Genomic DNA, 25,726 nt, shown 5'->3' with positions numbered 1-25,726 from the left:
CATGAACATTAAAAAATCCGTATTGTTTATTCTATTGATATTGATAATTGATCAATGGAGTAAAATTTATATCAAAACCAATTTTGTATTAGGAGAATCTGTAGAGGTCTTTAGTTGGTTTAAAATATTATTTATTGAAAATGAAGGTGCAGCATGGGGCGCAAAGCTAAGCGATGTTTTACCTATTTCAGATAATATAGGAAAATTGGTATTGACCATTTTTAGGCTATTTGCTATTTTGGGTATAGGATATTGGTTGTTCGATGTCATCAAGAAAAAAGCTTCTAATACATTGATATGGGCAGTTTCCTTAATATTTGCCGGCGCATTGGGCAATATTTTGGATTCAGTATTTTATGGAGCCATATTCAATGAAAGCTATAATGAAGTGGCTACCTTATTTTCGGATGAACCCTACGGTAAATTGTTTTATGGTAAGGTAGTAGACATGCTTTACTTTCCAATGGTAGATTCTACCTGGCCCACTTGGATGCCTATGGTTGGAGAGCAAAATTTTAGATTTTTTGAACCAGTGTTCAATATTGCCGATACGGCAATAAGTACCGGTGTAGGTATTCTTTTGGTTTTTAATAAGAGAGCTTTCAACAAAGAAGAAAAGGTAGAGTCGTCCATCTCGGAAGAAAATTCGGATAGGACTCAAGAAGAGATAAATGAATAGGTTTTAAAGGGTGTTACGCAGTAATCTAAAGGAATATCTGTAGTATCCACGTCATCAATTTCAATTTCGGCCTCAAAAAAAGACAGCCCTATTTTAATTACATCTTCTCTGCATTCGCTTAAAAAGCGGTCGTAATAACCTTTACCATATCCAATTCTATTTCCGCCTTTATCAAAGGCTAGTAATGGTATAAAAACAACGTCAATTTTTTTTGGTTCAACGGTTATACCATCAATGGGTTCAGGTATATTGAGTGTGTTGGTGGTGAATTTAGTATTGTCCGTAAGCAAATAGTGCTCTAATTCTGTAGAAGAAATTATTTTAGGGACAATTACGTTTTTATCAAGACCTAAAAGAATAGAGATAATGCCTTCAGTATCTATTTCTGATTTTTGTGCTATTGGCAAAAATATATGAAAGTATTGCATATCCCAAATTGGCAATTTCAATACTGAATTTGCAATGGTAATGCTATTTTGAGATATTTCTGTTGGAGTTAGGGAACTTCGAAGTCTTGAATATTTTATGCGTAAATCTTTCTTCAACATAGTGAAGTGATTTTTAACGATAGATTTTTCAATCTATTCTTTACCTGCAACGGCAAAAAATACCTTAAAAAATAACATTAAAACAAGGTAAGTTCCTAAAGTGATGATATAACTATCCATAATCCTAGATTTGTAAATGAGCCAATAATTGTTGTTGTTGAGTTAAAAATAGGTAAAATAATCGATACTATATCTTTGAAATGCACATTTTTATCGTTGAAATGCACATTTTTATTATAAAATTAACATTATGATGCATATAAATAAACAAATTAGATTTTAATTAACTGAAAACCATGTAGTTGCAGTATTGTTGAATTTTTTCGGATTATTAATAATATAATTTCAAGTGGTTTTAATTTTCTAATTCTCAAAAAATTGTTTTAATAATTTCATATTCCTATTTAGAGGTGTGTTTTTATGCTTATAAGATTTATACGTTTATCAATAATATAAAGTGCCTATTATAGCCTAAATTAGTGGTGTAGAATTATGACAGATATTCCATTAAATATACAATTAAGCGCATTGCCTACTGGTCCAGGAGTTTATCAATTTTATGATAGTAATGAAAGTATACTATATGTAGGTAAAGCCAAAAACCTTAAAAAACGTGTTTCTTCTTATTTTAATAAGAATCATGAGTATGGTAAAACACGTGTTCTGGTAAAAAAAATAAAGGCAATTAAACACATAGTGGTGCCTACGGAGTCAGATGCACTTTTGTTAGAGAATAATTTAATTAAAGAACTAAGACCTAGGTATAACGTATTACTTAAAGATGATAAATCTTATCCTTGGTTATGCCTTAAAAATGAACGTTTTCCAAGATTTTTTCCTACTAGAAGGGTCATTAAAGATGGGTCCGAGTATTTTGGACCGTATACCAGTATGAAAACGGTAAGGGTGCTTTTAGATTTAATTAAAAGTGTATATCCTTTAAGAACTTGTAATTATGATTTATCGGCAGAGAAAATAAATGCTGGCAAGTATAAGGTATGTTTAGAATATCATTTGGGAAATTGTAAAGGTCCATGTGAGGGCTACCAAACAATTACGGAATATGATAGACAAATTGAAGATATTCGCGAAATTGTAAAAGGAAATTTTAAGTCTTCGTTATCCTATTTTAAAGGACAGATGAAAGCCTTGGCCGAAGAAATGAAGTTTGAAGAGGCGCAAAAAATAAAGGATAAAATTGATGTTCTCGAAAATTATCAATCTAAATCTACTATAGTAAATCCTAAGATCAGTAATGTTGATGTTTTCAGTATAGTATCGGATAATGCGTATGCCTATGTAAATTTTCTGCAATTGTCGCATGGCTCTATAATTAGGTCTCATACCATGGAGATCAAGAAAAAGCTTGAGGAGCAAGATGAAGATTTGTTAGAATTGGCAATTGTTGAAATCAGGAAGCGATTTAAATCTGAGTCAAAAGAGTTATATGTGCCTTTTAAAATTGCGGTTTCTCCTGGTCTTAAGGTAACCGTTCCCAAACTTGGTGATAAAAAGCGTATACTTGATTTGTCTGAACGTAATGCGAAGTTCTTTAGGCAAGAAAAGTTCAATCAAATTAAAATAATTGATCCGGATCGCCATACGAACAGGATTATGGCTCAAATGAAGAAAGACTTAAGGTTGTCCGCAGAACCGCGCCATATAGAATGTTTTGATAATAGTAATATACAAGGTAGTAACCCGGTAGCGGCATGCGTTGTGTTTAAAGATGGCAAACCTTCAAAAAAAGAATATAGACACTATAATATAAAGACGGTTACAGGTCCTGATGATTTTGCCTCCATGGAAGAGGTGGTATTTAGAAGATACAAAAGACTACAGGAAGAAATGCAACCTTTGCCGCAACTAATTGTCATTGATGGTGGTAAAGGTCAGTTGTCGTCAGCGCTAAAAAGTCTTGATCTTTTAGGTTTACGAGGTAAAATTGCAATTGTTGGTATCGCCAAAAGATTAGAGGAAATATATTTTCCAGAAGATCCCATACCATTATACTTGGACAAAAAATCTGAGAGTTTAAAAATCATTCAATATTTAAGGAATGAAGCACATAGGTTCGGCATTACATTTCATAGAAACAAAAGGAGTAAGGGAGCTATTAATTCTGAGTTAGAGGGTATAAATGGTGTAGGAGAAAAAACTGCACAACAATTATTGAAAAAATTTAAATCGGTAAAACGTATCAAAGAAGCATCTGTTGAAAGTTTAAGTCAAGAAGTTGGTGCATCAAAAGCAAAGAAGATTTATGAGTCTTTTCGTCAAAAATAGAATGTTTTCAAGATTTGCGCTTATTGTGCTGTCAATGTTGTGCGTTTCGGCATTGGTTGCGCAAAATGTAGATGTAGAAAAGGATCCAAAAATAGGTTTGGTGCTAAGTGGTGGTGGTGCCAAAGGTATGGCACATATTGGAGCGTTAAAGGTTATAGAAGAGGCAGGTATAGAAATAGATTACATTGGCGGATCTAGTATGGGAGCAATTGTAGGGGCTTTATATGCTTCTGGATATTCGGCGAGAGAGCTAGATTCTCTCTTTACTGTTACCAATGTTGGCTCTTTAATTCAAGATAACCTTCCAAGAAGCGCAAAAACTTTTTATGAAAAAGAAGATTCTGAAAGATATGCGCTTACCTTACCCTTTAAAAATTTTAAAGTTACCGTACCACCTGCGTTTTCTGGAGGGCAAAATATCTATAATGAATTCGTGAGGCTTTTATACCATGTTAAGGATATAGAGGATTTTAATAAACTGCCTATACCTTTTGTGTGTATAGCAACAGATATAGAAACGGGTAAACAAGTTGTTTTAGATTCTGGTTATCTGCCAGAAGCAATATTGGCTAGTGGAACCTTGCCTTCTCTTTTTGAACCTACGGCTATTGATGGCAAGGTATTGATAGATGGCGGTGTTGTAAATAATTATCCAATTGATGAAGTAAGGGCTATGGGTGCCGAGTTAATTATTGGTGTTGATGTTCAGCATGACTTATCTGATCGAGATGCACTTTTGTCCGCTACCGAAATTTTACTTCAAATAAATAATTACAGAACCGTGGCCGACATGAAAATTAAATCGGCTAAAACGGATATTTACATAAAGCCGCAAATAGAAGATTACTCTGTTATTGATTTTAACAGGCTGTCAGAAATAGTTAAAAAAGGGGAAGACGCCGCAAATTTGAAAATAGATGATTTAAAAAAACTTGCCACAAGGGGTGTTGGTGAAAAAAGAACCATTCCGGTTGTTGGTGCGGCAGAAGAGCTTACGGTCAACAGATTGTTTATTGATGGTAATACAAATCATACAAGGGGGTATGTAAAAGGAAAATTAAGATTTAACTTAGATGAACCCATAGATTTTAAAAAACTACAACAAGGCATTAGTAACTTGTCGGCCACAGGCAATTTTAGAACTATAAAGTATAAATTATTGGACAATTTAAATGGCGGAGAAGATTTGATCTTGCCATTAGATGAGACCAGAAATACTTCCTTTTTAAGATTAGGTGCGCATTATGATGATCTGTATAAAAGTGGGGCTATAATCAATCTTACCAAAAAGAGACTATTGTCAAAAGATGATGTGGCGTCATTTGATTTTATTTTGGGAGATAATATTAGGTATAACTTTGAGTATTATGTTGATAAAGGTACATATTGGAGTTTTGGTGTAAATTCTAGGTTCAATGATTTTGAGCAAGAAATCAACTTTGATCTCATTCAAGGTAATTTTGAAGTAGGTAATGGTACGCAATTGAATTCTATTAATTTGAACGTATCGGATTTTACTAATCAATTGTATGTTCAAACAGTGGTTAAAGAAGAGTTTGCCTTTACCCTTGGTGGGGAGTTTAAGCATTTGCAATTTAGTACTAGAACATTTGGAGATGTAGACGATGACAGCTTGCCGGGTAATACGGCTAGTAATGGAAGAACTTATTTTGAAAGAAGTAACTATATAAGTGCGTTTGGAGCTTTAAAATTAGATACCTATGATGATAAGTATTTCCCATCTAGAGGCTTGTATTTTAATGGAGATATGCACTATTATGTTTTATCCTCTGATTATAATAATAATTTTAAAGACTTTTCAATATCCAAAGCTAGAATGGGAATGGCATTACCTTTGGTGAGAAATTTATCTTTAAATTTAGAGACCGAGGGAGGTTTTAAGCTGGGCACCTCTAACGTTACCTCTTTCGATTTTATTTTGGGAGGCTACGGAACGGATTTCATTAACAATTTAGTTCCTTTCGTGGGGTATGATTTCATAAGTTTAGTGGGTAACAGCTTTGTGAAGGCATATGCTAGACTTGATTATGAATTTGCACCAAAAAACCATGCCTTGTTCACCGCCAATTATGCAAACGTAGACGATGATCTTTTTAGAACGGGAGATTGGTTTAAAGCGCCAACATATTCCGGTTATGGTGTGGGATACGGTTGGGAATCTTTTGTAGGACCAATAAATCTAATGTACTCTTGGACACCGGAAGATGATCGTTCTCATTTTTTTGTAAGTATCGGGTATTGGTTCTAAAGTGAAATAAACGCTGTTGTTTTTTGAGTGAAATTCGACCTTTTCAAGCTAAAATTCTTAATGGATTCCCAATTATTAAGTGGAAGTGTGAATAACTGTTAAGTTTATCGTTAAAGTAAGTTAAACCGTACTTTGGGTAAGGTAAAGTGCCTTAAATTTACATCAGCTAAGGGGTGGTTCCCTTACAACTTTAAGTAGTGGTTTTTCATAATTTAAAGTTTGGTTGGTTATTTAGGAAAAGCCCAGTTTTTAAACTGGGCTTTTTTTATACAACAATACTTTGGAATAAATTTTGTTTAAGATATTGTAACTAAAGTAATGGGAAATTATCTATTGTTATTTTTACAATAAACTGCGAACTATGAAAAGATTAATTATACTTGCTCTTATTGTTTCCTCTTTTAGTGTGCAAGCTCAAAGTTCTCAATCTGCATTTAAAACTGGAGAATGGTTAAAGTTTAGAATGCATTATGGTTTTTTAAATGCCAGCTTTGCTACTTTGCAGGTGAATTCTGCCAATATAAACAATAAGCCAGTTTATCATGTAGTGGGTCATGGTGAAACCACGGGTGTTGCCAGTTGGTTCTTTAAGGTAGATGATACGTATGAAAGCTATTTTGATAAGGTAGATGGTAAGCCGTATAGGTTTGTGCGTAAAATTGACGAAGGTGGTTATACCAAAGATGTTGAAATAAACTTTGATCATGATACATCTAAAGCGGAACTTAATGATAAGAAAAACAAGAAAAAGCTTAATTTTACACTAGAGGACAATATACAGGATTTAATATCCGCTTTTTATTATTTGAGGAACAACTATGAAACGGAAGATCTTGAAATAGGAAAAGCTATTACCCTTAAAATGCTTTATGATGATGATGGGATCTTCAACTTTAAACTAAAATATTTAGGTTTAGAAGTGCTCAACACTAAGTACGGTAAAGTAGAATGCTTAAAATTTAGGCCTTTGGTTCAATCGGGTCGTGTATTCAAGGAGCAGGAAAGTTTGTCGTTATGGGTGTCAAATGATGATAATAGAATTCCAATTAGAATTAAAGCAGATTTAGCGGTAGGTGCTATTAAAGCAGATTTAGATGGGTATAATGGTCTTAAGCATCAGTTTAAAATTATAATGGATTAACCCATAGATGGAAGATAAAGAGAAGATTAAATCCCAAATCTCTAAATTAGAAGAAAAATACAAGGATTCAGGGCAAGATCTTAGCTCGTATTTAGATGGCTTGCTACATCAGCGTTATTTAACGTATTGGGACTATATTCATTTAGACACGTTGCTTAGTCTTCAAGTACCTAGAACTCATTTCCCCGATGAGGAAATTTTTATCATGTACCATCAGATTACCGAGTTGTATTTTAAATTGATCTTACATGAACAAAAACAACTAGTAGATGATAAAAGTGGAAATCTAGATTTTTTTATTGAAAAAGTTAGAAGAGTCAATAGTTATTACAAAGTATTGATATCATCGTTCCGTGTTATGATAAAAGGTATGGAGCGTGAGCAGTTCTTGCAATACCGTATGGCACTTTTACCGGCGAGCGGGTTTCAATCTGCTCAATTTAGAATGATAGAATTGTATGCCACTCCTTTGGAAAACCTGGTACATGTATCAGATAGGCAGCAATTATCCCCGGGTGTCTCTATAGAAGATCTTTATGAACATATCTATTGGAAAAAAGGGGCAACAGATTTGGCTACAGGTGAAAAGACCTTGACTTTAAAGCAGTTTGAATATCGTTACACGCCTAGATTGATCAGAATTGCAAAACAAGTTGAGAATTCAACAATATATCATAAATACTTAAATTTACCCAAAAAACAAAGAGAGGATCAAGCATTGATAGATGCGTTGAAAATGCTTGATATGAATGCCAACATTAATTGGCAGTTAATGCACATGGGTTCTGCCTATAGGTACTTAAGAAAAGAAACGGGAGATATTGAGGCAACTGGAGGTACAAATTGGAAAGAATATTTACCGCCAAGTTTCCAAAAAATAGTTTTTTTCCCAGAGTTGTATACAGAGCAAGAACTAAATAATTGGGGCAAACAATGGGTAGACCATATGTTAAATCCAGATAAATCAAGAGGAGAGTAATGCAGAAATATTGGGGTATAATCTTGGCTTTGACCGTAATGGTATCATGTAAAGATGCCGAAGTGCAAAAAAAAGATATCGCACAAGAAATAGGTGAAGTTGAAAAGCCGGTCTTAAATGAAAGATTTGGTTTTAATCTAGATGAATTTTATGTGAAACTAGATACCATTAAATACGGTGATAGTTTTGGTGAATTAATGCAGCAGCATAAAGTTGATTACCCTAAGGTGGCGGCTATTTCAGAAAACTTTAGAGATAGTTTTGACGTGCGTAAAATACGCGTGGGAAAACCATATGTTATTTTGCAGTCCAAAGATACCCTAGCACAGGCTCAAGTATTCATTTATGAAAATGACCCAATTAATTATACTGTGGTAGATTTGAGAGATACCGTTAAAGTATATAAGAATAAGAATAAGGTAAAGTATGTGCAAAGAGAAGTTTCGGGGGTAATTGAATCTAGTTTATCCGAAGCAATATTGCAACAAGGGGTAGATTATAATGTAACCCACAACCTGGCAAATGTATATGCATGGACTATTGATTTCTCTAGATTACAAAAGAATGATAAGTTTAAAATCATTTATAACGAGAAATATATAAACGATACGGTGTATGCAGGTGCAGAGCCAATTGAGGCTGCATATTTTCAACATAATGGTAAGCCTATTTACGCCTTTGCCTATGAAAACGATTCGCTAAGAAGTATAGTAGATTATTTTGATGAAAATGCAAATAATCTTAGAAGAACGTTTTTAAGAATGCCCGTAGAATATGGTCGTCTATCTTCTAGATATAATCTAAAGAGAAGAATTAAATATTATGGCTATAAATTAAGACCACATAAAGGAACGGATTATGCGGCGCCGATAGGAACCCCTATAATGGCCACTGCAGATGGCACTGTAGTAGAGTCTACAAGAAGGGGCGGTAATGGTAAATATGTAAAAATCAGGCACAACGGTACCTATTCAACACAGTATTTACATATGAAGGCACAAAATGTCAAAAAAGGACAATTTGTACGCCAAGGAGATGTCATAGGTTGGATTGGAATGACAGGAAATACTGGTGGTCCACATGTATGTTATCGTTTTTGGAAAAATGGTAGGCAAGTAGATCCGTTAAAAGAAGAGTTACCGCAAGCAGAACCGCTACACGACTCGTTAAAAGAAGATTACTTTGCATATATATCAACATATAAAGAACAGTTAGATTGTATAATATATCCTAAAGTTTTATTGGAAAACGAAGAGGACTTACTAACACTTAATCAAGAAAATGGCACTGAGTAAAATAAATCCGCAACAAACAGATATCTGGAAAAAATTAACTGCACACTTTGAGGAGACCAAAGGCACGCATTTAAGATCTTTATTTTCTTCCGATGCAAATAGGGCAGAGAAGTTTACACTTCAATGGAACGATTTTTTGTTCGATTATTCAAAGAATAGAATAACCGATGAAACTATGCAGTTGTTGCTGCAATTGGCAGATGAAGTAAATTTAAAAGGTGCTATAGATGATTATTATACTGGCGGTCATATCAATGAGACAGAAGGTAGGGCTGTGCTTCATACGGCATTGAGAGCAAAAAAAGATGATGAGGTGTTAGTGGATGGTGTTAATGTAATGCCAGAAATCTACGAGGTTAAAGAGCATATTAAAGAATTTACCAATGCTGTAATAAGTGGTGAGTTAAAAGGTTATACCGGCAAACCTTTTACAGATGTGGTAAATATTGGTATTGGAGGCTCTGACCTTGGTCCTGCTATGGTAACGGAGGCGTTGAAGTTCTATAAGAATCACTTATCGGTTCATTTCGTAAGTAATGTAGATGGTGATCATGTTCATGAAATCTTAAAGAACTTAGATCCGGAAACTACCTTATTTGTAGTGGTTTCCAAAACATTTACGACACAAGAGACCTTGAGCAATGCTACCACCATTAAAAAATGGTTTTTAAAGCATGGTACTCAAGAAGATATTGCCAAGCATTTTGCGGCGGTTTCTACGAACAGCGAGAAAATTGCTGAGTTTGGTATAGATGCTGCCAATGTATTCCCTATGTGGGATTGGGTAGGTGGAAGATTTTCACTGTGGAGTGCTGTAGGTTTAACAATAGCATTGGCAGTTGGTTATGATAATTTTAATGCTTTGCTAGAAGGCGCCCATGAAACGGATGTTCATTTCAAGGAAAGTGATTTTTCAGAAAACATTCCCGTTGTCATGGCATTGTTGAGTGTATGGTATAACAATTTTTATGGAGCGGAAACAGAGGCAATAATTCCTTATGCACAATATTTAAGTAGATTCTCGGCATATTTACAACAGGGAATCATGGAAAGCAATGGTAAAAGTGTAGATAGGGCGGGTAATGTGGTTAATTATGAAACCGGAACAATTATTTGGGGAGAACCGGGTACAAATTCTCAGCATGCGTTCTTTCAATTGATTCACCAGGGCACAAAATTAATTCCAACAGATTTTATTGGGTTTAAGTATTCTTTACATGGGGATAAAGATCACCATAATAAGTTGATGGCAAATTATTTTGCTCAGACAGAAGCATTAATGAACGGTAAAACAAAGGATGAGGTGGTCAAGGAATTGAAAGAAAAAGATCTGACAGAATCTGAAATAGACAAGCTTGCTCCGTTCAAGGTTTTTGCCGGCAATAAACCTACCAATACTGTTTTAATAGATAAGCTAACGCCAAAATCTTTAGGAGCTTTAATAGCTTTGTATGAGCATAAAATATTTGTTCAAGGAATAATCTGGAACATTTTCAGCTATGATCAATGGGGTGTAGAACTAGGTAAACAGCTAGCTGGTACAATATTAAAGGATATTGAAAATTCTGAAATTTCTAATCACGATAGTTCTACATTGCGACTTTTACAATATTTTAAGAAATAATTTAGAATACAATAAAGATTTTCAAAAAAGGATAACTATTTAATTTTCAAGTAAATCGTGTATGGTTTTTAGGTATTTTTGAGGTATTGATTTAACGTTGTCTTAACGTTAGAACTTTAAAAATACTTGACTTTTGCAGCAAGTTAAAAACTAAACAAATACTTGAAAAAATGAGAAAAATGTATTTTGCATTAGCGGCATTTTTAATGACCGTAACTGCTTTTTCACAAGGATCTATTTCTGGTACTGTACTAGATGGCGACACAAACACTCCGTTGCCAGGAGCTACAGTAATGGTTAAAGGTACTACTAACGGAACATCAACTGATTTTGATGGAAACTTTACAATTAATGCAAGTGCCGAGTCTGGAACCTTAGTTGTTTCTTACATTGGTTTTAATTCTAAACAAGTTGCCTTTACTTCAACAGGTAACATTGGTTCAATTGTTTTGGAACCAAATGCTGAAGAGCTTGAGGGTGTTGTTGTAACAGGAATTTTAGATATTGCTAAGGATAGGGAAACTCCTGTGGCTGTTTCAACAATTAGAGCAGCTGAAATACAAGAAAAATTAGGTTCTCAAGAATTACCTGAAATACTTAAGTCTACTCCTTCTATTTACGCTACCAAAACAGGTGGTGGTTTTGGTGATGGTAGAGTTAACGTTAGAGGTTTCGATTCTAGAAACACCGCGGTAATGGTTAATGGTATTCCTGTTAATGACATGGAAAATGGTGCTGTTTACTGGAGTAACTGGGCTGGTTTAGGCGATGTTACTACTGCTATGCAAGTGCAAAGAGGTTTAGGATCATCTAAGTTGGCAATTTCTTCCGTTGGTGGTACAATAAATGTTATTACAAAGTCTACCGAGAAAGAAGAAGGTGGTACTGTTACACTTGGTGGTGGTAACGATGGTTATTTAAAAACAAACGTTGCTTACAATACTGGGAAATCAGATAAAGGTTTTGCAGCTTCTATATTACTAGGTAGAACTTCAGGTGATGGTTATATTCAGGGAACTGAATTTGAAGGTTATAATTATTTTATTGGATTAGGTTATGAGCCTAATGATAAACATAATTTCCAGTTTGTTTTAACTGGAGCTCCACAAGTACATAACCAGAGAACATCAAGTTTCTTTAATGTTGCTACTTTGGCAGATCATTTAGAGTATGGTGCTAAATACAACTATAATGGAGGTACATTAAACGGTGAGGAATTTGGATGGAGAAGAAATTTCTATCACAAACCTATTACTTCTTTGACATGGGAATGGAAGGCTTCTGAAAAATCTACATTGTCTACATCTGCCTACGCATCATTTGGTCGTGGTGGTGGTACTGGTGATATTGGTTCTGGTCCAAATTTCGGTTTTGCTAGTTCTAGTAGATATAGAATACCAGAAACAGGTCAAGTTGATTATGATTTAATTTCACGCTTTAATGGCGGTGAGGCAGTTACTTTTTATGATGGTAACGATTATCAATTATCACCTAATGCCGATGGCGAATATATTACTACAAGCTTTGGTGATGGTCTTACAAGAAGAGCTTCTATTAACTCTCACAACTGGTTTGGTGTAATTGCTAATTTGAATACTCAAATTAACGAAAAATGGAGTTATGATGTAGGTTTGGATTTAAGAAGCTACAAAGGTATTCACTACAGAAGAGTGGATAATTTATTAGGAGCGGATGGTTATTTTGATGATGACGACATTAATAACCCTAATCATACTGTACGTCAAAATGGTGTTGTAGATTCTGATTTCTCTTCTATTTTGAACGTATTCAAGAGTATTGATGATGAAGAGAAAATTGATTACTATAATGATGGCCTTGTAAGATGGGCCGGAGCATTTGGTCAAGTTGAATATACTGATGGTGTAGTTTCTGCTTTTGTTCAAGGTGGTATTTCTAATCAAGGATTTAAAAGAATCGATTATTTCAACTATTTAGATTCTGATCCTTTACAAGAAACTGATTGGGAAAATATTTTAGGAGGTAACATTAAAGGTGGTGCTAACTTTAATATTAATGAAGCTAATAACGTATTTTTTAATGGTGGTTACTATTCTAAACAACCATTGTTCGATGCAGTTTACATTAATTTTGTAAACGAATTAAACCCAGATTTAACTAACGAGAAAATTTTAGGTCTTGAAATGGGTTATGGTCTTAATCTAGGTGATTTCAGAGCAAAGGTGAATTTATATAGAACATCTTGGAAAGATAGATTTGTTTCTATTGGCATTGAAACTCCAACAGGAGATGAGGGTAATGCTAATATTAATGGTGTTGAACAAGTTCATAAGGGTATTGAGATTGAAGCGGATTACCGTGCGTCAGATGTTGTACAGTTTAGAGGTATGATATCTTTAGGTGATTGGGAGTATGCTGGGAATGCAACTGGTCAAGCTCTTGACGATGATAGAAATGTTATTGACCCAGATGTTACTTTATTTCTAGATGGTGTAAAAGTTGGTGATGCCGCTCAATTTACTACAAACTTAGAAATGATTGTAAGACCTATTGAGGATCTTAAGATTAGCGCTAATCTTTACAATGCTTCAAGATTATATGCATTCTTAAATGCAGAAGATTTTGATTCAGCAGATAATCAAGGTTCATTACGTTTACCAAGTTATACACTTTTTGACTTAGGTGCATATTACACTTTTGGTTTAGGAGGAAGCAACAAGCTTAGTATTGCTGCTAACGTAAACAACCTTTTTGATACAGAATATATAGCTGAATCGTTGACAAATACATTTGCAGGACAAGGAGATGATGTATTTAGAGGAATTTCTACTGATAACAAAGTATTCTTTGGATTTGGAAGAACTTTTAACGTAAGTGCTCGTTATAGTTTCTAAGATTATTTCTTACTTAAATATTAAACCCTGACTGTGCAGTCAGGGTTTTTTTTGCTCAAAATTCAGTACATTTAAAACTTAAATTATATACTATGTACGAAACTATTCACATACTTCATTCTTACTTGGCTTATATAGCATTGGCCGTATTAATATTGGCTGTTGTTAATGCAATCTCTGGTCTTGTATCAAAAAGAATATTTGATATGGGTAAAGACTTAAGAGTAAGTCTGTTCGCCTTAATTCTATGTCATATTCAATTATTGGTAGGTTTGATCCTCTATTTTGTTTCACCAAGTGGATTAAGTGCAATACAAGAATTTGGTATGGGTGGTTTAACTTCTGCAGCACGTTTGTTAGCTGTAGAGCATCCTTTTATCAATATTTTGGCAATAGTATCAATTACCGTTGGTTGGTCTAGACATAAGAAATTTGTTGAAGGCAATAAGAAATTTAAAAGCATTGCTATCTTCTACGGTATTGGGTTGTTATTCATACTAAGTAGAATTCCTTGGGGACAATGGTTTAATTAAATTTAGACTGTAATACGTTGACGATTAAAGAACCAAAATGTGATTCATTTTGGTTCTTTTTTTATGAATTTAATTTTTTAATAAGGTAGAGATAAACTGGAAAATGGTCACTGTACCCTCCAATATAACTACCACCGGCATACGTTCGTAATGGATATCCCTTGTACCTTCCTTTAGGGTCCAGTAAGTAAGGCGGAGTAAATATGCCGGTTTTCCAATATCTGTAGCCCTCATTTGGATTATTGATTAAACTAGAGGTCATATAAAACTGATCGAACAAATTCCATTTGTCCCTATAAGCCAGCGAGCCCCTTCCTTTTCTATAAAGCTTTTCCATAGGTCCATAAAGGCTTGTGGAATCCAGCTTTTTGGAGTTTTTTTCAACTTTCAGTACTTTTTTAAAACTTGGGTCAATAGGGTCATCGTTAAAATCGCCCATGCTTATAATTTTTGCATGAGTATTAAATCGTCTGACAGAATCAATAATTCTTTTGTTCAATTTAGCCGCTTCCACTCTAAAAGGTCTACTTCTGGCTTCGCCTCCACTTCTAGAAGGCCAATGGTTTACCATAAAGTAAATTTGCTCATTATCCAGAAGGCCTTCGACAATTAATTGATCTCTCGTATAATCTCGTTTGCCATCTAATTTAAATAACAATAACCTATGACTATTAAAATTGACCGGTACAAAAGCATCTTTCTTATAAAGTAAGGCTACATCTATTCCACGTTCGTCTGGTGAATCAAAATGTACAATTCCGTAGTTAAAAGCCGATAAGAATTCGTGATGAACTAAATCTTCTAAAACACCTAAATTTTCTACCTCGCAAACTCCAATTATATCTGGCGCCGTCTTGTTTTCTTTTGAACCTATTTCGGATAATACCTTAGCCATGTGTTCTATCTTGTGAGTATAGCGTAGTGGTGTCCACTGATCTTTGCCATCTGGGGTTCTATCGTCATCGTAGACTAAAGAATCATTTTTAGTATCAAATAAATTTTCTAGATTATAAAATGCAATAGTCCTTATTTGATATGTATCTGGCTCTTGGGCAAATGACAATAAGGTTAGAAAAAAGAATATTGACTGTAAAAAGCGCATTGTTGAATGTATTTGGTCTTAAATATCAACGAGTATACGGATTTTTCACGTTAATTATTTCTTAAATAGTATCTTAATGACTTATAAATAAGGCATTAAGCTGTCTAATGGTTAAGCATACATTATTTTTATTACTGTTTTTTATAATTATCGGTCTTAGGGCTCAAAACACTTTTTCGGTTCAAGGTGTGGTAAAAGATAATGAAAGCAAGATGGTGCTTACCAATGTATCGGTGTTTTTGGAAGGGGAAGATACTATGATGGTAACCAATGCATCAGGTAAATTCTCACTGTCATTTTCCAACAAAGGAGAATACATACTGCAAATTTCTTCAGGAGAATATACGATCAAGCGTATTCCGGTTATTTTAGAAGATAAAAATATTGACTTAGGTGATATTTTTTTAATTCGAGATATAACTTTAGAAAAATCGATTAACCTAATAACAATTACAGATGACGAACTTTTAGATGAAGAAGTGAATTCTAATGCACTTGCACTTCTGCAATCCACAAAGGATGTTTTTCTTAATAGGGCGGCGTTTGATTTTGGTCAGGCGTTTTTTAGGGTAAGGGGTTATGACTCTCAATATGGAGAGGTTTACCTTAATTCTCTGCCAATGAATAAATTGTATGACGGTAGACCTCAATGGAATAATTGGGGCGGGCTAAACGACGTATTTAGAAATCAACAATACTCTAATGGATTAACAGCTTCAGAGGTCACCTTTGGTGGAATATTGGGAAATACCAATATAGACTTAAGGCCTTCAAAATTAAGGGCAGGCACTCGTTTGTCATCTTCTATTTCAAATAGAACCTATAGTGGTAGACTAATGGCTACCTATAATTCTGGAGTAGAGAAAGAGAAATTCGCATATATAATATCCGGTTCAAGAAGATGGGCAAAGCAAGGGTATATTAATGGTACTCTATATGATTCTTATTCCCTTTATGGAGCAATGGAATATTTTTTAAACGATAAAAATTCATTTTCCGCTACGGCAATTGTTGCATCTAATAGAAGGGGGCGTTCTTCTGCAATAACAGAGGAAGTATTTAAATTAAAAAGAAATAAATATAATCCATATTGGGGATATCAAAATGGTAAAATTAGAAATTCAAGAGAACGCCATATAAGGGAACCGTTGTTCTTATTAAATTATCATCACGAATCTGAAAAATTCCGTTTAAATGCTGGATTAGCATATCAAACTGGGCAGTATACAAAAAGCCGTTTAGGGTACTTTAATGCTCCTAATCCAGATCCTACATATTATCGGTATTTGCCTAGTTTTTATTTGAATTCGCCTATAGGAGCTAATTTTGAAAGTGCAATAGAGGCTAAAAACGGATTTTTAAGTCAGCCACAATTAGATTGGGAAAAGCTGTATGCGGCAAATACCAGTATAGGTCAGAACGGTGAGGCCGCATATGTTCTTTATGATGATGTAACCAAAGATGATCAATTAACAGCTAGAATGACTTCGAATGTGGAGTTGAACGCTCATTTTAAGTTAGATATGGGCTTGACATACAGATCGCTCAATTCAAGAAATTATGCTCAAATTTTTGATTTGCTTGGAGCGGAATATCATAACGATATAGACGTATTCTCTGAGACTAAAAACGATTTGTTTTCAGCATTAAATAAGAATAATCGAGATATTTTCAACTACAACTATAATGTAAAGGGAAATGAAATAGATGGGTTTATACAGTTAAATACTGAATTCAAAAGTTTGAGGTCGTTTATCTCTGGCAGGTATACTATTGTTGACTATCAACGAGAAGGTCTGTTTAAAAATGAACGCTTTATTAATAACTCTTTAGGTAACAGTGATAAAATCAGATTTTCCAACTGGGCGTTTAAAAGTGGTGCGTCTTATAGTATAACCGGTAGGCACTGGGTAGCGGCAAATGCAGCATATATAAATAAGGCACCTGTACTTCAAAATGTCTTTATAAACCCTAGGGAAAGTAATGAATCGGTTCCTAATATTCAAAATGAAAAAATCACAAGTATAGATGCTAACTACTTTCTACGTTTACCAAAACTAACTGGCAGGTTAACTGGTTTTTATACCCGTTTTCAAAATACTACAGATGTTAATTTTTTCTTTGTTGATTCTGGCTTGGGATCAGATTTTGTGCAAGAGGTATTGACAGATTTGGATAAATTACATTTAGGTGTAGAATTAGGTCTAGAATATCAATTATCAAGTGCGGTTAAACTATCATTGGTAGGATCTGTCGCTAAGCATTTGTATGCTAGTGACCCATTTGTAACTATAAATTTCGATACGGCCGGGGCAAGGGAAGACCTTATAGATATATCTGGTACAAAGTTCCTGGGGCAGTCAAAAATAAAAGGATATAAATTGGCTCAAGGTCCACAAAAAGCAATGGCTGCAGGTATTGAGTATAGAGATCCAAAATATTGGTGGGTGGCTATGACCGCTAATTACTTGGCTAACAATTATGCAAATATTTCTACGATTACCAGAACACAAAGTTTTCTAATAGACCCAGAAACACAGGTTAGGTTTCCTGATGCAACAGACGAGAATGTGCAACAGTTATTAAAACAAAAATCTTTAGATGATTTTTATTTGTTGAACTTGGTAGGTGGCAAGTCATGGTTAAAAAATGGAAAATATGTAAGTGTTTTTGCCAGTGTGAACAATGTTTTTGACACCAGTTTTAGAACTGGTGGTTATGAACAAAGTAGAAATGGAAATTTTGGTCAGTTAAAGCAAGATAATTTAAGTGGTAGTCCGTCTTTTGCGCCAAAATATTGGTACGGATTCGGTAGAACTTATTTTTTAAATTTTGCTTTTAGTTTTTAATAAAGGGTTATAGATGATTATTAAACACCGATTTTTTATAATAATAAGTTGCAGTTGTTTGCTGGTAATTATGTCTTGTGTAAAAGATAGAGATTTTGAAATACTTGATACTAATTGTTTGGATACGCAAATTGAAACTATTGAAATAAGCGATCTAAAAAGTCTTTATGCCGGAGAAACTGTTCAAATTCATGAAGATTTGGCAATATATGGCTATGTAGTTTCTTCAGATAAAAAAGGTAATTTCTTTAATGTAATACATTTTCAAGATAAACCTGCCGAGCCTACAGAGGGGTTGCAAATTGAATTAGAATTAAGGGATTCACATTTGTTCTTTGATGTAGGGCAAAAAATAGTCATCAAATTAAAAAACCTGTATCTAGGTGAATCTAATGGTGTTTACAAAGTAGGTGGTGTATTTACTTCTTTTGGGAATAGAAGTGTAGGTAGATTACCTAAAAATCAAGTTTTTGAACACGTTCTAACTACATGTGATAATAATTTTGGTATTCAGCCTTTAAAAACAACGATACAAGATCTAAATATGACGATGATCAATACATTAATTATGATTGATGATGTTGAATTTGAAGAAAATGAATTAGGGAAGCCATTCGCTATTAAAGAAGAGGAAACCATAAGAACCCTAATTGATTGCAATGATAATGAATTGTCTTTGAACAATAGTGGTTATGCAGATTTTCAACCTGAAATACTTTCGGATAGAATGGGATCGGTAACTGGGGTTTTAACTTATAATGACAATGAGTTTCAGCTTATAATTAGAAATTTAAATGATGTAAAATTCGACAAAGACCGTTGTGAAGATTTTGTTGATGAATTTACTTCAGAATTTTTACTCATTTCGGAAATTGCCGATCCTGATAATAATTCTGGAGCCCGTTTTATTGAACTCTATAATTCCTCTAGTGAAAGTTTATCATTAAAAGGTTGGACTTTACAACGGTACACGAACAATAGTTTGGAGGTAAGCTCAATAATAGACTTGTCAGGTTTAACTATAGAGGGCAACAATTTTCTGGTTATCTCGCCAAATGCAGACGAGTTTGAAAACGTTTACGGTTTTGCTCCGGATCTTGCGGTAGGTACCAACTCTCCTGCAGATTCAAATGGTGATGATAATATGGTACTTGTGGATCCATTTGGAAGTATAATAGATATATTTGGTATTATAGGTGAAGATGGTAGTAATACCGATCATGAATTTGAAGACGGTAGAGCCCTAAGAAAAGAAGAAGTTATAATGGGTAATACGTTTTTTAATGCAAATGAGTGGTTAATTTATAATGACACCGGTTTAAGTGGCACAATAAATGAACCTCAAAATGCTCCAATGAATTTTACACCTGGTGCAAGATAAATTTAAACGTCATCATTAGAGGCTATGATTTTTTTAATAGCGTCTTCTGTTAAGGGCTTAACTAGGTAATCTTTTACTAATTTATATTTCTTGGCCTTTTCCATAAAACTTGGGCTAATAAAAGAGCTGGTAATATATATTTTAATATGGCCGATTTTATCCATTGGTAGTGCCTCAAATTCTTCTAAAAACGACCAGCCATCTCTATTTGGCATGTTTAAATCTAAAAAAATAACATCGGGCAAAGTTATATTTTCCACTAATAAGCCAACCAAACCATCAATAGCTTCTTGACCTTCTGAGTAGTATAAGATATTATCACAGAAATCATAGTGCTTTAAAGTGGTCTTTGTGCTTACGGAGAAAAACTCGTCGTCATCAATAATACAACAACTTGAAAATACGCTCATTTAAAATGGTTCAATAAAAAATCTAATATTAGATTTAAGGTTTTAAATATAAATAATTGTTAATGACTAAGTTATGTAAATAACTGGGTGAATTTTCTTTGGAGAAAAGAAAGTTCACCCAAATTATTAACAATTAAATTTAAATAAATTAGTACAAATTAGCTTTCCACTGTTGCACCTAAAATTTTAGAAAGATCATCTGGCGTAATTGGTTTTAATATGTAAGTATCTACTTGTTCGTAGTCTTTTACTCTTTCAAGATCTCTAGGGTCTACTGATGAACTAATGATGTAAATCAAGATTTTCTTTGATTTTTTACTTTTACAGAGTTTAAACTCATCTAAAAATTCCCATCCATTCAAAACAGGCATATTTAAATCTAAAAAGATTACATCTGGCAAAGGTTCGTCTGCCAAACATGTTTTCTTTAAACCATCAAGAGCGTCTTGACCGTTGGAGTAGACTATAACGTTTTCTGCGAAATCTACTTCTTTTATGATTCTTTTGGTGCCATATACAAATATAGGATCATCATCTATAATACAGCATAACTCAACTTTTTTCATAATATCTTAATTATCCTTGGTTCAGTTCAATGAACATGGTTGTACCTTTGTCTACAACACTTTCAATATTTATAGTACCGTTCATAGATTCAATTTGGTTTTTGGTAATGAACAAACCAATTCCTTTTGCATCTTTATGCTTATGAAAGGTTTTGTACATACCAAAAATTTTATCTCCATGTCTATTTAAATCTATTCCTTGACCGTTATCGGTAAAGGTAATGAGTACTTTGTCTTTTTTAGTTCTTGATTTAATTTCAATAACCGGTGTGCGTTCCGCAGACCTGTATTTAAGGGCATTTGTAAGAACGTTTAAAAATATACTTTCTAGGTAGGCAGGTACGGCACTTACAAATTGGGTCTTTGAAACATCTATTTTTAATATAGCACTTTGTTCTTCAAGTATACCATTTATACTTTTTGTAATTTGGTTAATGGTATTGAGAACACTAATGCTTTGTAATTTTTCAAGCGCCCCGGTCTTCACCTGTACTACGTCGTTTAAATGAGCAATGGTTTCAGATAGGCTTTCTGTGGCGCTGGTAATCATTCTATTCAAGTTTTTACGCTCGTCTTCATCTTCTTCTTCATTTAAGAACTTGGTAAGCATGGTCATATTTGTTGAATGTGACCTTAAATTGTGTGAAACGATATGGGCAAAATTGGTAAGACTTTCGTTTTGACTTTTAGTAACTTCTACAAGACCTTCAAGTTTTTTTTGTGATTCAATTCTTTTGGTAATATCCAAAAATTGGACTATGGCATGACTTGGTTTATCATCGTAATCAAAAACAGGTGTAACGCCTATAATGGCGTGTACTATATTTCCATTTTTGTGAAAATATCTTTTTTGTAGGTGTAGATTCTTATTAGATCCATTAAATACCTTGGTTTTGAACTGTTGACTGTCGGTCAAATCTTCTGGGTGCGTCATATCTGTGGCTTTCATTTTTAAAAGCTCACTTTCAGAGTATCCTAAGCTATAAGATAAACTTTTATTTATTTTTAACCATCTAAGATCTGGGTTAACCAAAGCCATACCAATTGCAGAATGTTCAAAGGTTTCTGAAAATGACTTTGTACTTCTAGCAAGTTTCAATTCTGCACTCCTTAGCTCTGAAATGTCCCAATTTGCACCGGTCATTTTAATAGGCTTTCCATTAATGTCTTTTATGGTTTTAGATAAGCCTTTTATATATCGTAACGAGCCATCATTAAGCTTAATTCTAAATTCTTCATCAAAGTCTTTAGTACCTTCTATGGCCTTTTGTGTGGCTATTAATATTCTTTTCTTATCATCTAGGTGAATAGTATTGGACCAAGCTTCAAATACGCCAGAAAATTCACTCTCGTTTACATCGAAAATGCGGTACATCTCCTTGTCCCAGGTTAACTCATTATTTACTAAATCATAATCCCATATACCAATTTGGGCAGTTTCCGTTGTTATCTTAAGTCTTTCCGTTATTTCTTCATGTGCCAACTGCATTTTTTTACGCTCATCAATATCTTGAAATGTACCTACAAGTTTTACAGCCTTTCCATTTAGCATTTCCACCTCACCTTTTGCGCAGACCCAAACTTCTTTGCCGGTAGCTGTTACAATTATCAACTCTGTATCAAAAGACTTGCCTTCGGCTATAGCGGTGCTGACTAAATTGGTAATATTTTCTCTATGAATTCCTTTTTTGTAAAAGTTGATACCGTCTTCAAGGTTAGGTTCAAAATCTTCACTAACCTCATGAATATCTTTAGTTGCTTTGGTCCAATAAACCATACTGGTTTTAAGATCAAGCTCCCAACAACCAATACGGGCAACCTCTTCTGCTTTATGCAATAATTCTATTTCTTTCTTATAGATGGTTATATCATCTAGAAATATAACCACACAGTCAATCTTGCCCACATCATTCTCAATAGGCAGAATTTTCCATTTTAACCATTTAATTTCACCGTTGGGTAAAACAAATCTCTCTTCTTCATTGATATTTTCTTCCCCCTTTAAAGCGTTTTTAAGAGCTGCTTTAAAAGATTGGGGAGTTTCTAGGGTGACTTCAAAAATATGTTTATTGGTCAAATTGGATTCATGTAAACTAAAATCACTTAGCCATTGGTTAGAATAGCTAATATAGTTTAACTTAGTATCCACGATAGCAATTGCATTGGGGGACTCTTTTACAAGAAAGTCAACGGCTAATGTTTTCAAAAGATGTTAATTTAGATTTAAAGGTACGTATTTCCATTAAAGTAGGAAAAAATAGTTGTTCGGTAAGAAATTACATCAAATTTTGATGAACTATTGTTTTAATGAATTGAAAAAAATTAAAAGTTATGAACGAGTTTTTTTTTAAGGCCATAAGGGAAGGAAGTATTAATGAGGTGAGGTCAATGTTGGATAAAAACCCGGTGCTAGTAAATAGTAAAGATACAAGAGGTTCTACGCCTTTAATATTGGCTACCTATTATGATGAAATGGAGATAGCTAAGTTGCTATTGGAAAAGGGAGCGAAAATAGATGCTGTAGATGCTTCTGGTAATACGGCATTAATGGGTGTTTGTTTTAAAGGTTTTACGGATATTGCAAAATTATTAATTGAAAAGAAAGCAGAATTGAATGGACGCAATGCAATGGGCGCAACATGTCTTATTTACGCTGCACAATTTAATAGGTTAGAGATTGCAAAACTGTTAATAGCCAATGGAGCTGATAAAACAATTAAGGACAATAGAGGTAATACTGCATTAGATCATGCTAAAACACAAGGATTGACCGCCTTTGTTGATATGCTGGAATAATTTATGGAGGATAAAAAAGATAGTTTGAAAATCGCATTGGTTCAATCATTGCTACATTGGGAAAACCCTGCTGCAAATAGGCAAATGTTCAGTGATAAATTAGAACAAATTACCGAGCAAGTAGATCTTATAGTACTCCCAGAAATGTTTTCAACGGGCTTTACTATGTCTCCAAGTAATATAAGAAAAGAAGAAGGTTCAATAACAGTGCGTTGGATGCAAGAAATGGCATCAATTAAAAATAGCGCCATTGTAGGAAGTATTGTTTTTGAGGAAGATGGCAGCTATTACAACAGGCTTTTCTTTGTAAAACCAGAGGGTAATTTGGAGTCTTATGACAAAAGACACACGTTTACATTGGCTGGTGAAAATGAAAAATATTCAGCGGGTACCGAAAGGTTAATTGTTGAGTACAAGGGTTTTTCCATTTGTCCATTAATATGTTATGATCTTCGTTTTCCTGTTTGGAGCAGAAATACCCAAAACTTTGATATGCTATTGTATACGGCAAATTGGCCGGGTAAACGAATTGCAGCTTGGGATGCACTGTTAAAAGCAAGAGCTATAGAGAATATGGTGTATTGTATAGGGGTTAACCGTATTGGTACTGATAGTTTGGGGCACCAATATCCTGGTCACTCTAGTATTTATGATCCATTAGGTGAACTTCAAGCTTTTACTAAAGAAGAGGAAATCAAAATAGTAAAAGTTGAAAAGTCCAAAGTTGATAGGATCAAGAATAAGCTAAGGTTTTTAGATGATAGAGATGAGTTTAGTCTATTAAATTAAAAGTCTCAATTTTCTCCCAATTAGCCCTTAGCTCAATTAATGCAGGGTAATAACTAATTTTTTCTGGCTCTATTTTTTTCAATAGATTTCCCGTATCCCATTTGCCATTACCGTTTAAATCGAAAATAACACGGGCTTGATATTTGCCAGGGTTTAAGTTATCAAAAGTATAAACTTGTGGTTCTGTAGCATAAATCTCTCGCTGTAATTCGCCCTTTTCATTGGTAAGCTGCACAATTATGGGGTAAACAATTGAATTACCGTTTAAATTAAGGGTTAGATTACCATAATCGGCAAGACTCTTTGTTTTAAATGAAAATGCGACAGAGTCATTTGTGGTTTCAAAGAAATCTGTAACTGCCCCGGGTATCAATTCCATTCTATAGTTTTGATCTGGATCAATTTTAAAATCAAAGTTCAACAAATTTCTTAATGAGTCCAGTTTTACGTTAACGGCAATTTCAATGGAGTCTTTATCCATTAATTTTATTTTGGTACTATCAAAACGTATTAGTGGCGTATTGCTTAAAAGGTTAATAGGTTTGTCAAATTCTATATTACCATTCTGGCTCATGGAAATTTTCAAAGAATCGAATGCTACTTTTCTACTCTTTACTTTAAAAGTGTCTCTAACCTTTAATTTTTCATTTGTTAAAGTAAAAATTAGGGAGTCCATCTCATAAGGAGTAAACCAAAAATTTAAAGTGTCTTTATCCCTTTCTTTGGTTATTATGGTCTTAACGGTATCTGGTATTTCCGTTAAAGTGTTAATACTAATATCAGAGCCTTCACCATAATACCCGAAACTAATTTTATTACTTGCTTCCATTGTAGGTACGGCGACACTATAATCAGGTATTTCCTTAAATAACGTTAGTAAATAAATAGAATCTGTAGGTAAATTGATTGTATCCTTTACAAACGCTATTTTATCTGTTTTTTGATCAAATAGATTGTTGTTGGCAGCATCTTTTACTCCAAATAAGGCATACTTTCCTTCCTTTAAATTATTGAGCTTAAAAATGATAGCGCTATCAAGTGTATTGGTAATGTAGTTTGGAGGTCTCTTATAAATGGTAGAGTCAGTATAACTAGTGTCAATTTTGTATAGCATTACGCTAATAAAGTCATCAGGTTTTTTGTTGAAAGCGTCTTTTACCACTCCTTTAAGCTCTAATGAATCAATGTAGTCACCAGTTGAGAAAACATAGGTAAAAAAAGATTTAGGGTTTTCTTCGTTATTGTCCACAATACCTTGACCAAAATTTAACGTATAGGTGGTATTTGGGGCAAGGGTATCTTTTATGGTAATTTCTACATATTTATTCGCATTACCTATAGGAGAGAGTACCGGTGAGTTTTTTAACGGAGGCGATATAATAAGTTGTTTTTGAATATCTTTCAACTTCACCAATTCATTAAAATAAAGTCTAATTTTTTGACCCTTGAAATTGGTGGTCATGTTAGGCGGTTCTGCTCTGGTAAGTTCAGGGGCTGTAATATCTTTTGGTCCTCCGGTAGGGTTTCCGCGTTGCGCACATTGGTAGGACACCAATATGATGATGAAAACAAATATGAAACCTAAAATTTTTCTGCTCATTAGTGT

Annotated in this window: 19 protein-coding genes; 13 read left to right on the top strand and 6 right to left on the bottom strand. The window is 33.9% G+C overall.

Annotated elements, in window-relative coordinates; all coding sequences use genetic code 11:
* The first annotated feature begins 1 nt into the window (after position 1).
* Complete coding sequence (locus YQ22_RS06905; RefSeq protein ID WP_071340599.1) at positions 2–679, top strand: lipoprotein signal peptidase; 678 nt, start codon at positions 2–4, stop codon at positions 677–679.
* On the opposite strand, the gene YQ22_RS06900 is transcribed toward YQ22_RS06905, so the two are convergent.
* Complete coding sequence (locus YQ22_RS06900) at positions 658–1,227, bottom strand: 5-formyltetrahydrofolate cyclo-ligase (protein ID WP_071340598.1); 570 nt, start codon at positions 1,225–1,227, stop codon at positions 658–660. The genes YQ22_RS06905 and YQ22_RS06900 overlap by 22 nt on opposite strands.
* Before the next feature lie 492 nt (positions 1,228–1,719).
* Between YQ22_RS06900 and uvrC the strand changes: the two genes are divergently transcribed.
* The 8 genes from uvrC (at position 1,720) to YQ22_RS06860 (ending at position 14,227) form a co-directional block, all read left to right on the top strand.
* Complete coding sequence (gene uvrC / locus YQ22_RS06895) at positions 1,720–3,513, top strand: excinuclease ABC subunit UvrC (RefSeq protein ID WP_071340597.1); 1,794 nt, start codon at positions 1,720–1,722, stop codon at positions 3,511–3,513.
* 1 nt (position 3,514) lies between these two features.
* A complete protein-coding gene (locus YQ22_RS06890) occupies positions 3,515–5,782 on the top strand; it encodes a patatin-like phospholipase family protein (RefSeq protein ID WP_071340596.1) in 2,268 nt (755 codons plus the stop codon).
* Positions 5,783–6,143: 361 nt separating this feature from the next.
* A complete protein-coding gene (locus YQ22_RS06885; protein WP_071340595.1) occupies positions 6,144–6,923 on the top strand; it encodes a DUF3108 domain-containing protein in 780 nt (259 codons plus the stop codon).
* Between the two features lie 7 nt (positions 6,924–6,930).
* Positions 6,931–7,902: a tryptophan 2,3-dioxygenase family protein gene (locus YQ22_RS06880; protein WP_071340594.1), complete on the top strand. Its 972-nt coding sequence runs from the start codon at positions 6,931–6,933 to the stop codon at positions 7,900–7,902.
* Entirely contained in the window at positions 7,902–9,197 is a 1,296-nt protein-coding gene (locus YQ22_RS06875) for a M23 family metallopeptidase (protein ID WP_071340593.1), read from the top strand. Before YQ22_RS06880 ends, YQ22_RS06875 begins: the two co-directional genes overlap by 1 nt.
* Positions 9,184–10,821 (top strand): glucose-6-phosphate isomerase, encoded by a 1,638-nt coding sequence (pgi, locus tag YQ22_RS06870; protein ID WP_071340592.1) that lies wholly within the window; start codon positions 9,184–9,186, stop codon positions 10,819–10,821. Before YQ22_RS06875 ends, pgi begins: the two co-directional genes overlap by 14 nt.
* 179 nt (positions 10,822–11,000) lie before the next feature.
* Positions 11,001–13,694, top strand: coding sequence for a TonB-dependent receptor (locus YQ22_RS06865; protein ID WP_335626889.1), 2,694 nt, complete (start codon positions 11,001–11,003; stop codon positions 13,692–13,694).
* 92 nt (positions 13,695–13,786) lie between these two features.
* Positions 13,787–14,227 carry a hypothetical protein gene (locus tag YQ22_RS06860; protein WP_058104825.1) on the top strand — a complete coding sequence of 147 codons (441 nt, stop codon included), beginning with the start codon at positions 13,787–13,789 and terminating at the stop codon, positions 14,225–14,227.
* Positions 14,228–14,288: 61 nt separating this feature from the next.
* Here the strand turns inward: YQ22_RS06860 and YQ22_RS06855 are convergent, their stop codons facing one another.
* On the bottom strand, positions 14,289–15,329 hold the full coding sequence (locus YQ22_RS06855; protein WP_071340590.1) for an endonuclease/exonuclease/phosphatase family protein: 1,041 nt from the start codon (positions 15,327–15,329) through the stop codon (positions 14,289–14,291).
* 107 nt (positions 15,330–15,436) lie between these two features.
* Here YQ22_RS06855 and YQ22_RS06850 point away from each other — a divergent pair, with 107 nt between their 5' ends.
* Together YQ22_RS06850 and YQ22_RS06845 are read left to right on the top strand one after the other, a co-directional pair.
* Positions 15,437–18,178, top strand: a complete 2,742-nt coding sequence (locus YQ22_RS06850) for a TonB-dependent receptor (RefSeq protein WP_071340589.1) — start codon at positions 15,437–15,439, stop codon at positions 18,176–18,178.
* Between the two features lie 70 nt (positions 18,179–18,248).
* A complete protein-coding gene (locus tag YQ22_RS06845; RefSeq protein ID WP_232231339.1) occupies positions 18,249–19,559 on the top strand; it encodes a DUF5689 domain-containing protein in 1,311 nt (436 codons plus the stop codon).
* Between the two features lie 2 nt (positions 19,560–19,561).
* Here the strand turns inward: YQ22_RS06845 and YQ22_RS06840 are convergent, their stop codons facing one another.
* The 3 genes from YQ22_RS06840 to YQ22_RS06830 all read right to left on the bottom strand — a co-directional run bounded on the left by YQ22_RS06840 (position 19,562) and on the right by YQ22_RS06830 (position 22,741).
* A complete protein-coding gene (locus YQ22_RS06840; RefSeq protein ID WP_071340587.1) occupies positions 19,562–19,969 on the bottom strand; it encodes a response regulator in 408 nt (135 codons plus the stop codon).
* Positions 19,970–20,127: 158 nt separating this feature from the next.
* The gene (locus tag YQ22_RS06835; protein ID WP_071340586.1) at positions 20,128–20,535 is read right to left on the bottom strand and encodes a response regulator; all 408 of its coding nucleotides are present in this window, start codon (positions 20,533–20,535) and stop codon (positions 20,128–20,130) included.
* A gap of 10 nt (positions 20,536–20,545) precedes the next feature.
* Entirely contained in the window at positions 20,546–22,741 is a 2,196-nt protein-coding gene (locus YQ22_RS06830) for a PAS domain-containing sensor histidine kinase (RefSeq protein ID WP_071340585.1), read from the bottom strand.
* A 125-nt stretch (positions 22,742–22,866) separates the two neighbouring features.
* Between YQ22_RS06830 and YQ22_RS06825 the strand changes: the two genes are divergently transcribed.
* Positions 22,867–23,331 (top strand): ankyrin repeat domain-containing protein, encoded by a 465-nt coding sequence (locus YQ22_RS06825; protein ID WP_071340584.1) that lies wholly within the window; start codon positions 22,867–22,869, stop codon positions 23,329–23,331.
* 3 nt (positions 23,332–23,334) lie between these two features.
* Entirely contained in the window at positions 23,335–24,120 is a 786-nt protein-coding gene (locus tag YQ22_RS06820) for an amidohydrolase (protein ID WP_071340583.1), read from the top strand.
* Here YQ22_RS06820 and YQ22_RS06815 read toward each other — a convergent pair.
* The gene (locus YQ22_RS06815) at positions 24,104–25,720 is read right to left on the bottom strand and encodes an Ig-like domain-containing protein (protein WP_071340582.1); all 1,617 of its coding nucleotides are present in this window, start codon (positions 25,718–25,720) and stop codon (positions 24,104–24,106) included. The genes YQ22_RS06820 and YQ22_RS06815 overlap by 17 nt on opposite strands.
* Positions 25,721–25,726: the final 6 nt, after the last annotated feature.

The sequence above is a fragment of the Maribacter sp. 1_2014MBL_MicDiv genome (assembly GCF_001865655.1).
Classification (GTDB): Bacteria; Bacteroidota; Bacteroidia; order Flavobacteriales; family Flavobacteriaceae; genus Maribacter; species Maribacter dokdonensis.
This window is presented reverse-complemented; position numbering and strand designations above follow the sequence as displayed.

Excerpts from the sequence above, each read along its gene's own strand:
- YQ22_RS06845 (WP_232231339.1), top strand. The coding sequence starts at position 18,249 with ATGTCTTGTGTAAAAGATAGAGATTTTGAAATACTTGATACTAATTGT.
- YQ22_RS06890 (WP_071340596.1), top strand. The coding sequence starts at position 3,515 with ATGTTTTCAAGATTTGCGCTTATTGTGCTGTCAATGTTGTGCGTTTCG.
- YQ22_RS06855 (WP_071340590.1), bottom strand. The coding sequence starts at position 15,329 with ATGCGCTTTTTACAGTCAATATTCTTTTTTCTAACCTTATTGTCATTT.
- YQ22_RS06880 (WP_071340594.1), top strand. The coding sequence starts at position 6,931 with ATGGAAGATAAAGAGAAGATTAAATCCCAAATCTCTAAATTAGAAGAA.
- YQ22_RS06820 (WP_071340583.1), top strand. The coding sequence starts at position 23,335 with ATGGAGGATAAAAAAGATAGTTTGAAAATCGCATTGGTTCAATCATTG.
- pgi (WP_071340592.1), top strand. The coding sequence starts at position 9,184 with ATGGCACTGAGTAAAATAAATCCGCAACAAACAGATATCTGGAAAAAA.
- YQ22_RS06825 (WP_071340584.1), top strand. The coding sequence starts at position 22,867 with ATGAACGAGTTTTTTTTTAAGGCCATAAGGGAAGGAAGTATTAATGAG.
- YQ22_RS06865 (WP_335626889.1), top strand. The coding sequence starts at position 11,001 with ATGTATTTTGCATTAGCGGCATTTTTAATGACCGTAACTGCTTTTTCA.
- YQ22_RS06905 (WP_071340599.1), top strand. The coding sequence starts at position 2 with ATGAACATTAAAAAATCCGTATTGTTTATTCTATTGATATTGATAATT.
- YQ22_RS06860 (WP_058104825.1), top strand. The coding sequence starts at position 13,787 with ATGTACGAAACTATTCACATACTTCATTCTTACTTGGCTTATATAGCA.
- uvrC (WP_071340597.1), top strand. The coding sequence starts at position 1,720 with ATGACAGATATTCCATTAAATATACAATTAAGCGCATTGCCTACTGGT.
- YQ22_RS06850 (WP_071340589.1), top strand. The coding sequence starts at position 15,437 with ATGGTTAAGCATACATTATTTTTATTACTGTTTTTTATAATTATCGGT.
- YQ22_RS06840 (WP_071340587.1), bottom strand. The coding sequence starts at position 19,969 with ATGAGCGTATTTTCAAGTTGTTGTATTATTGATGACGACGAGTTTTTC.
- YQ22_RS06835 (WP_071340586.1), bottom strand. The coding sequence starts at position 20,535 with ATGAAAAAAGTTGAGTTATGCTGTATTATAGATGATGATCCTATATTT.
- YQ22_RS06900 (WP_071340598.1), bottom strand. The coding sequence starts at position 1,227 with ATGTTGAAGAAAGATTTACGCATAAAATATTCAAGACTTCGAAGTTCC.
- YQ22_RS06885 (WP_071340595.1), top strand. The coding sequence starts at position 6,144 with ATGAAAAGATTAATTATACTTGCTCTTATTGTTTCCTCTTTTAGTGTG.
- YQ22_RS06815 (WP_071340582.1), bottom strand. The coding sequence starts at position 25,720 with ATGAGCAGAAAAATTTTAGGTTTCATATTTGTTTTCATCATCATATTG.
- YQ22_RS06875 (WP_071340593.1), top strand. The coding sequence starts at position 7,902 with ATGCAGAAATATTGGGGTATAATCTTGGCTTTGACCGTAATGGTATCA.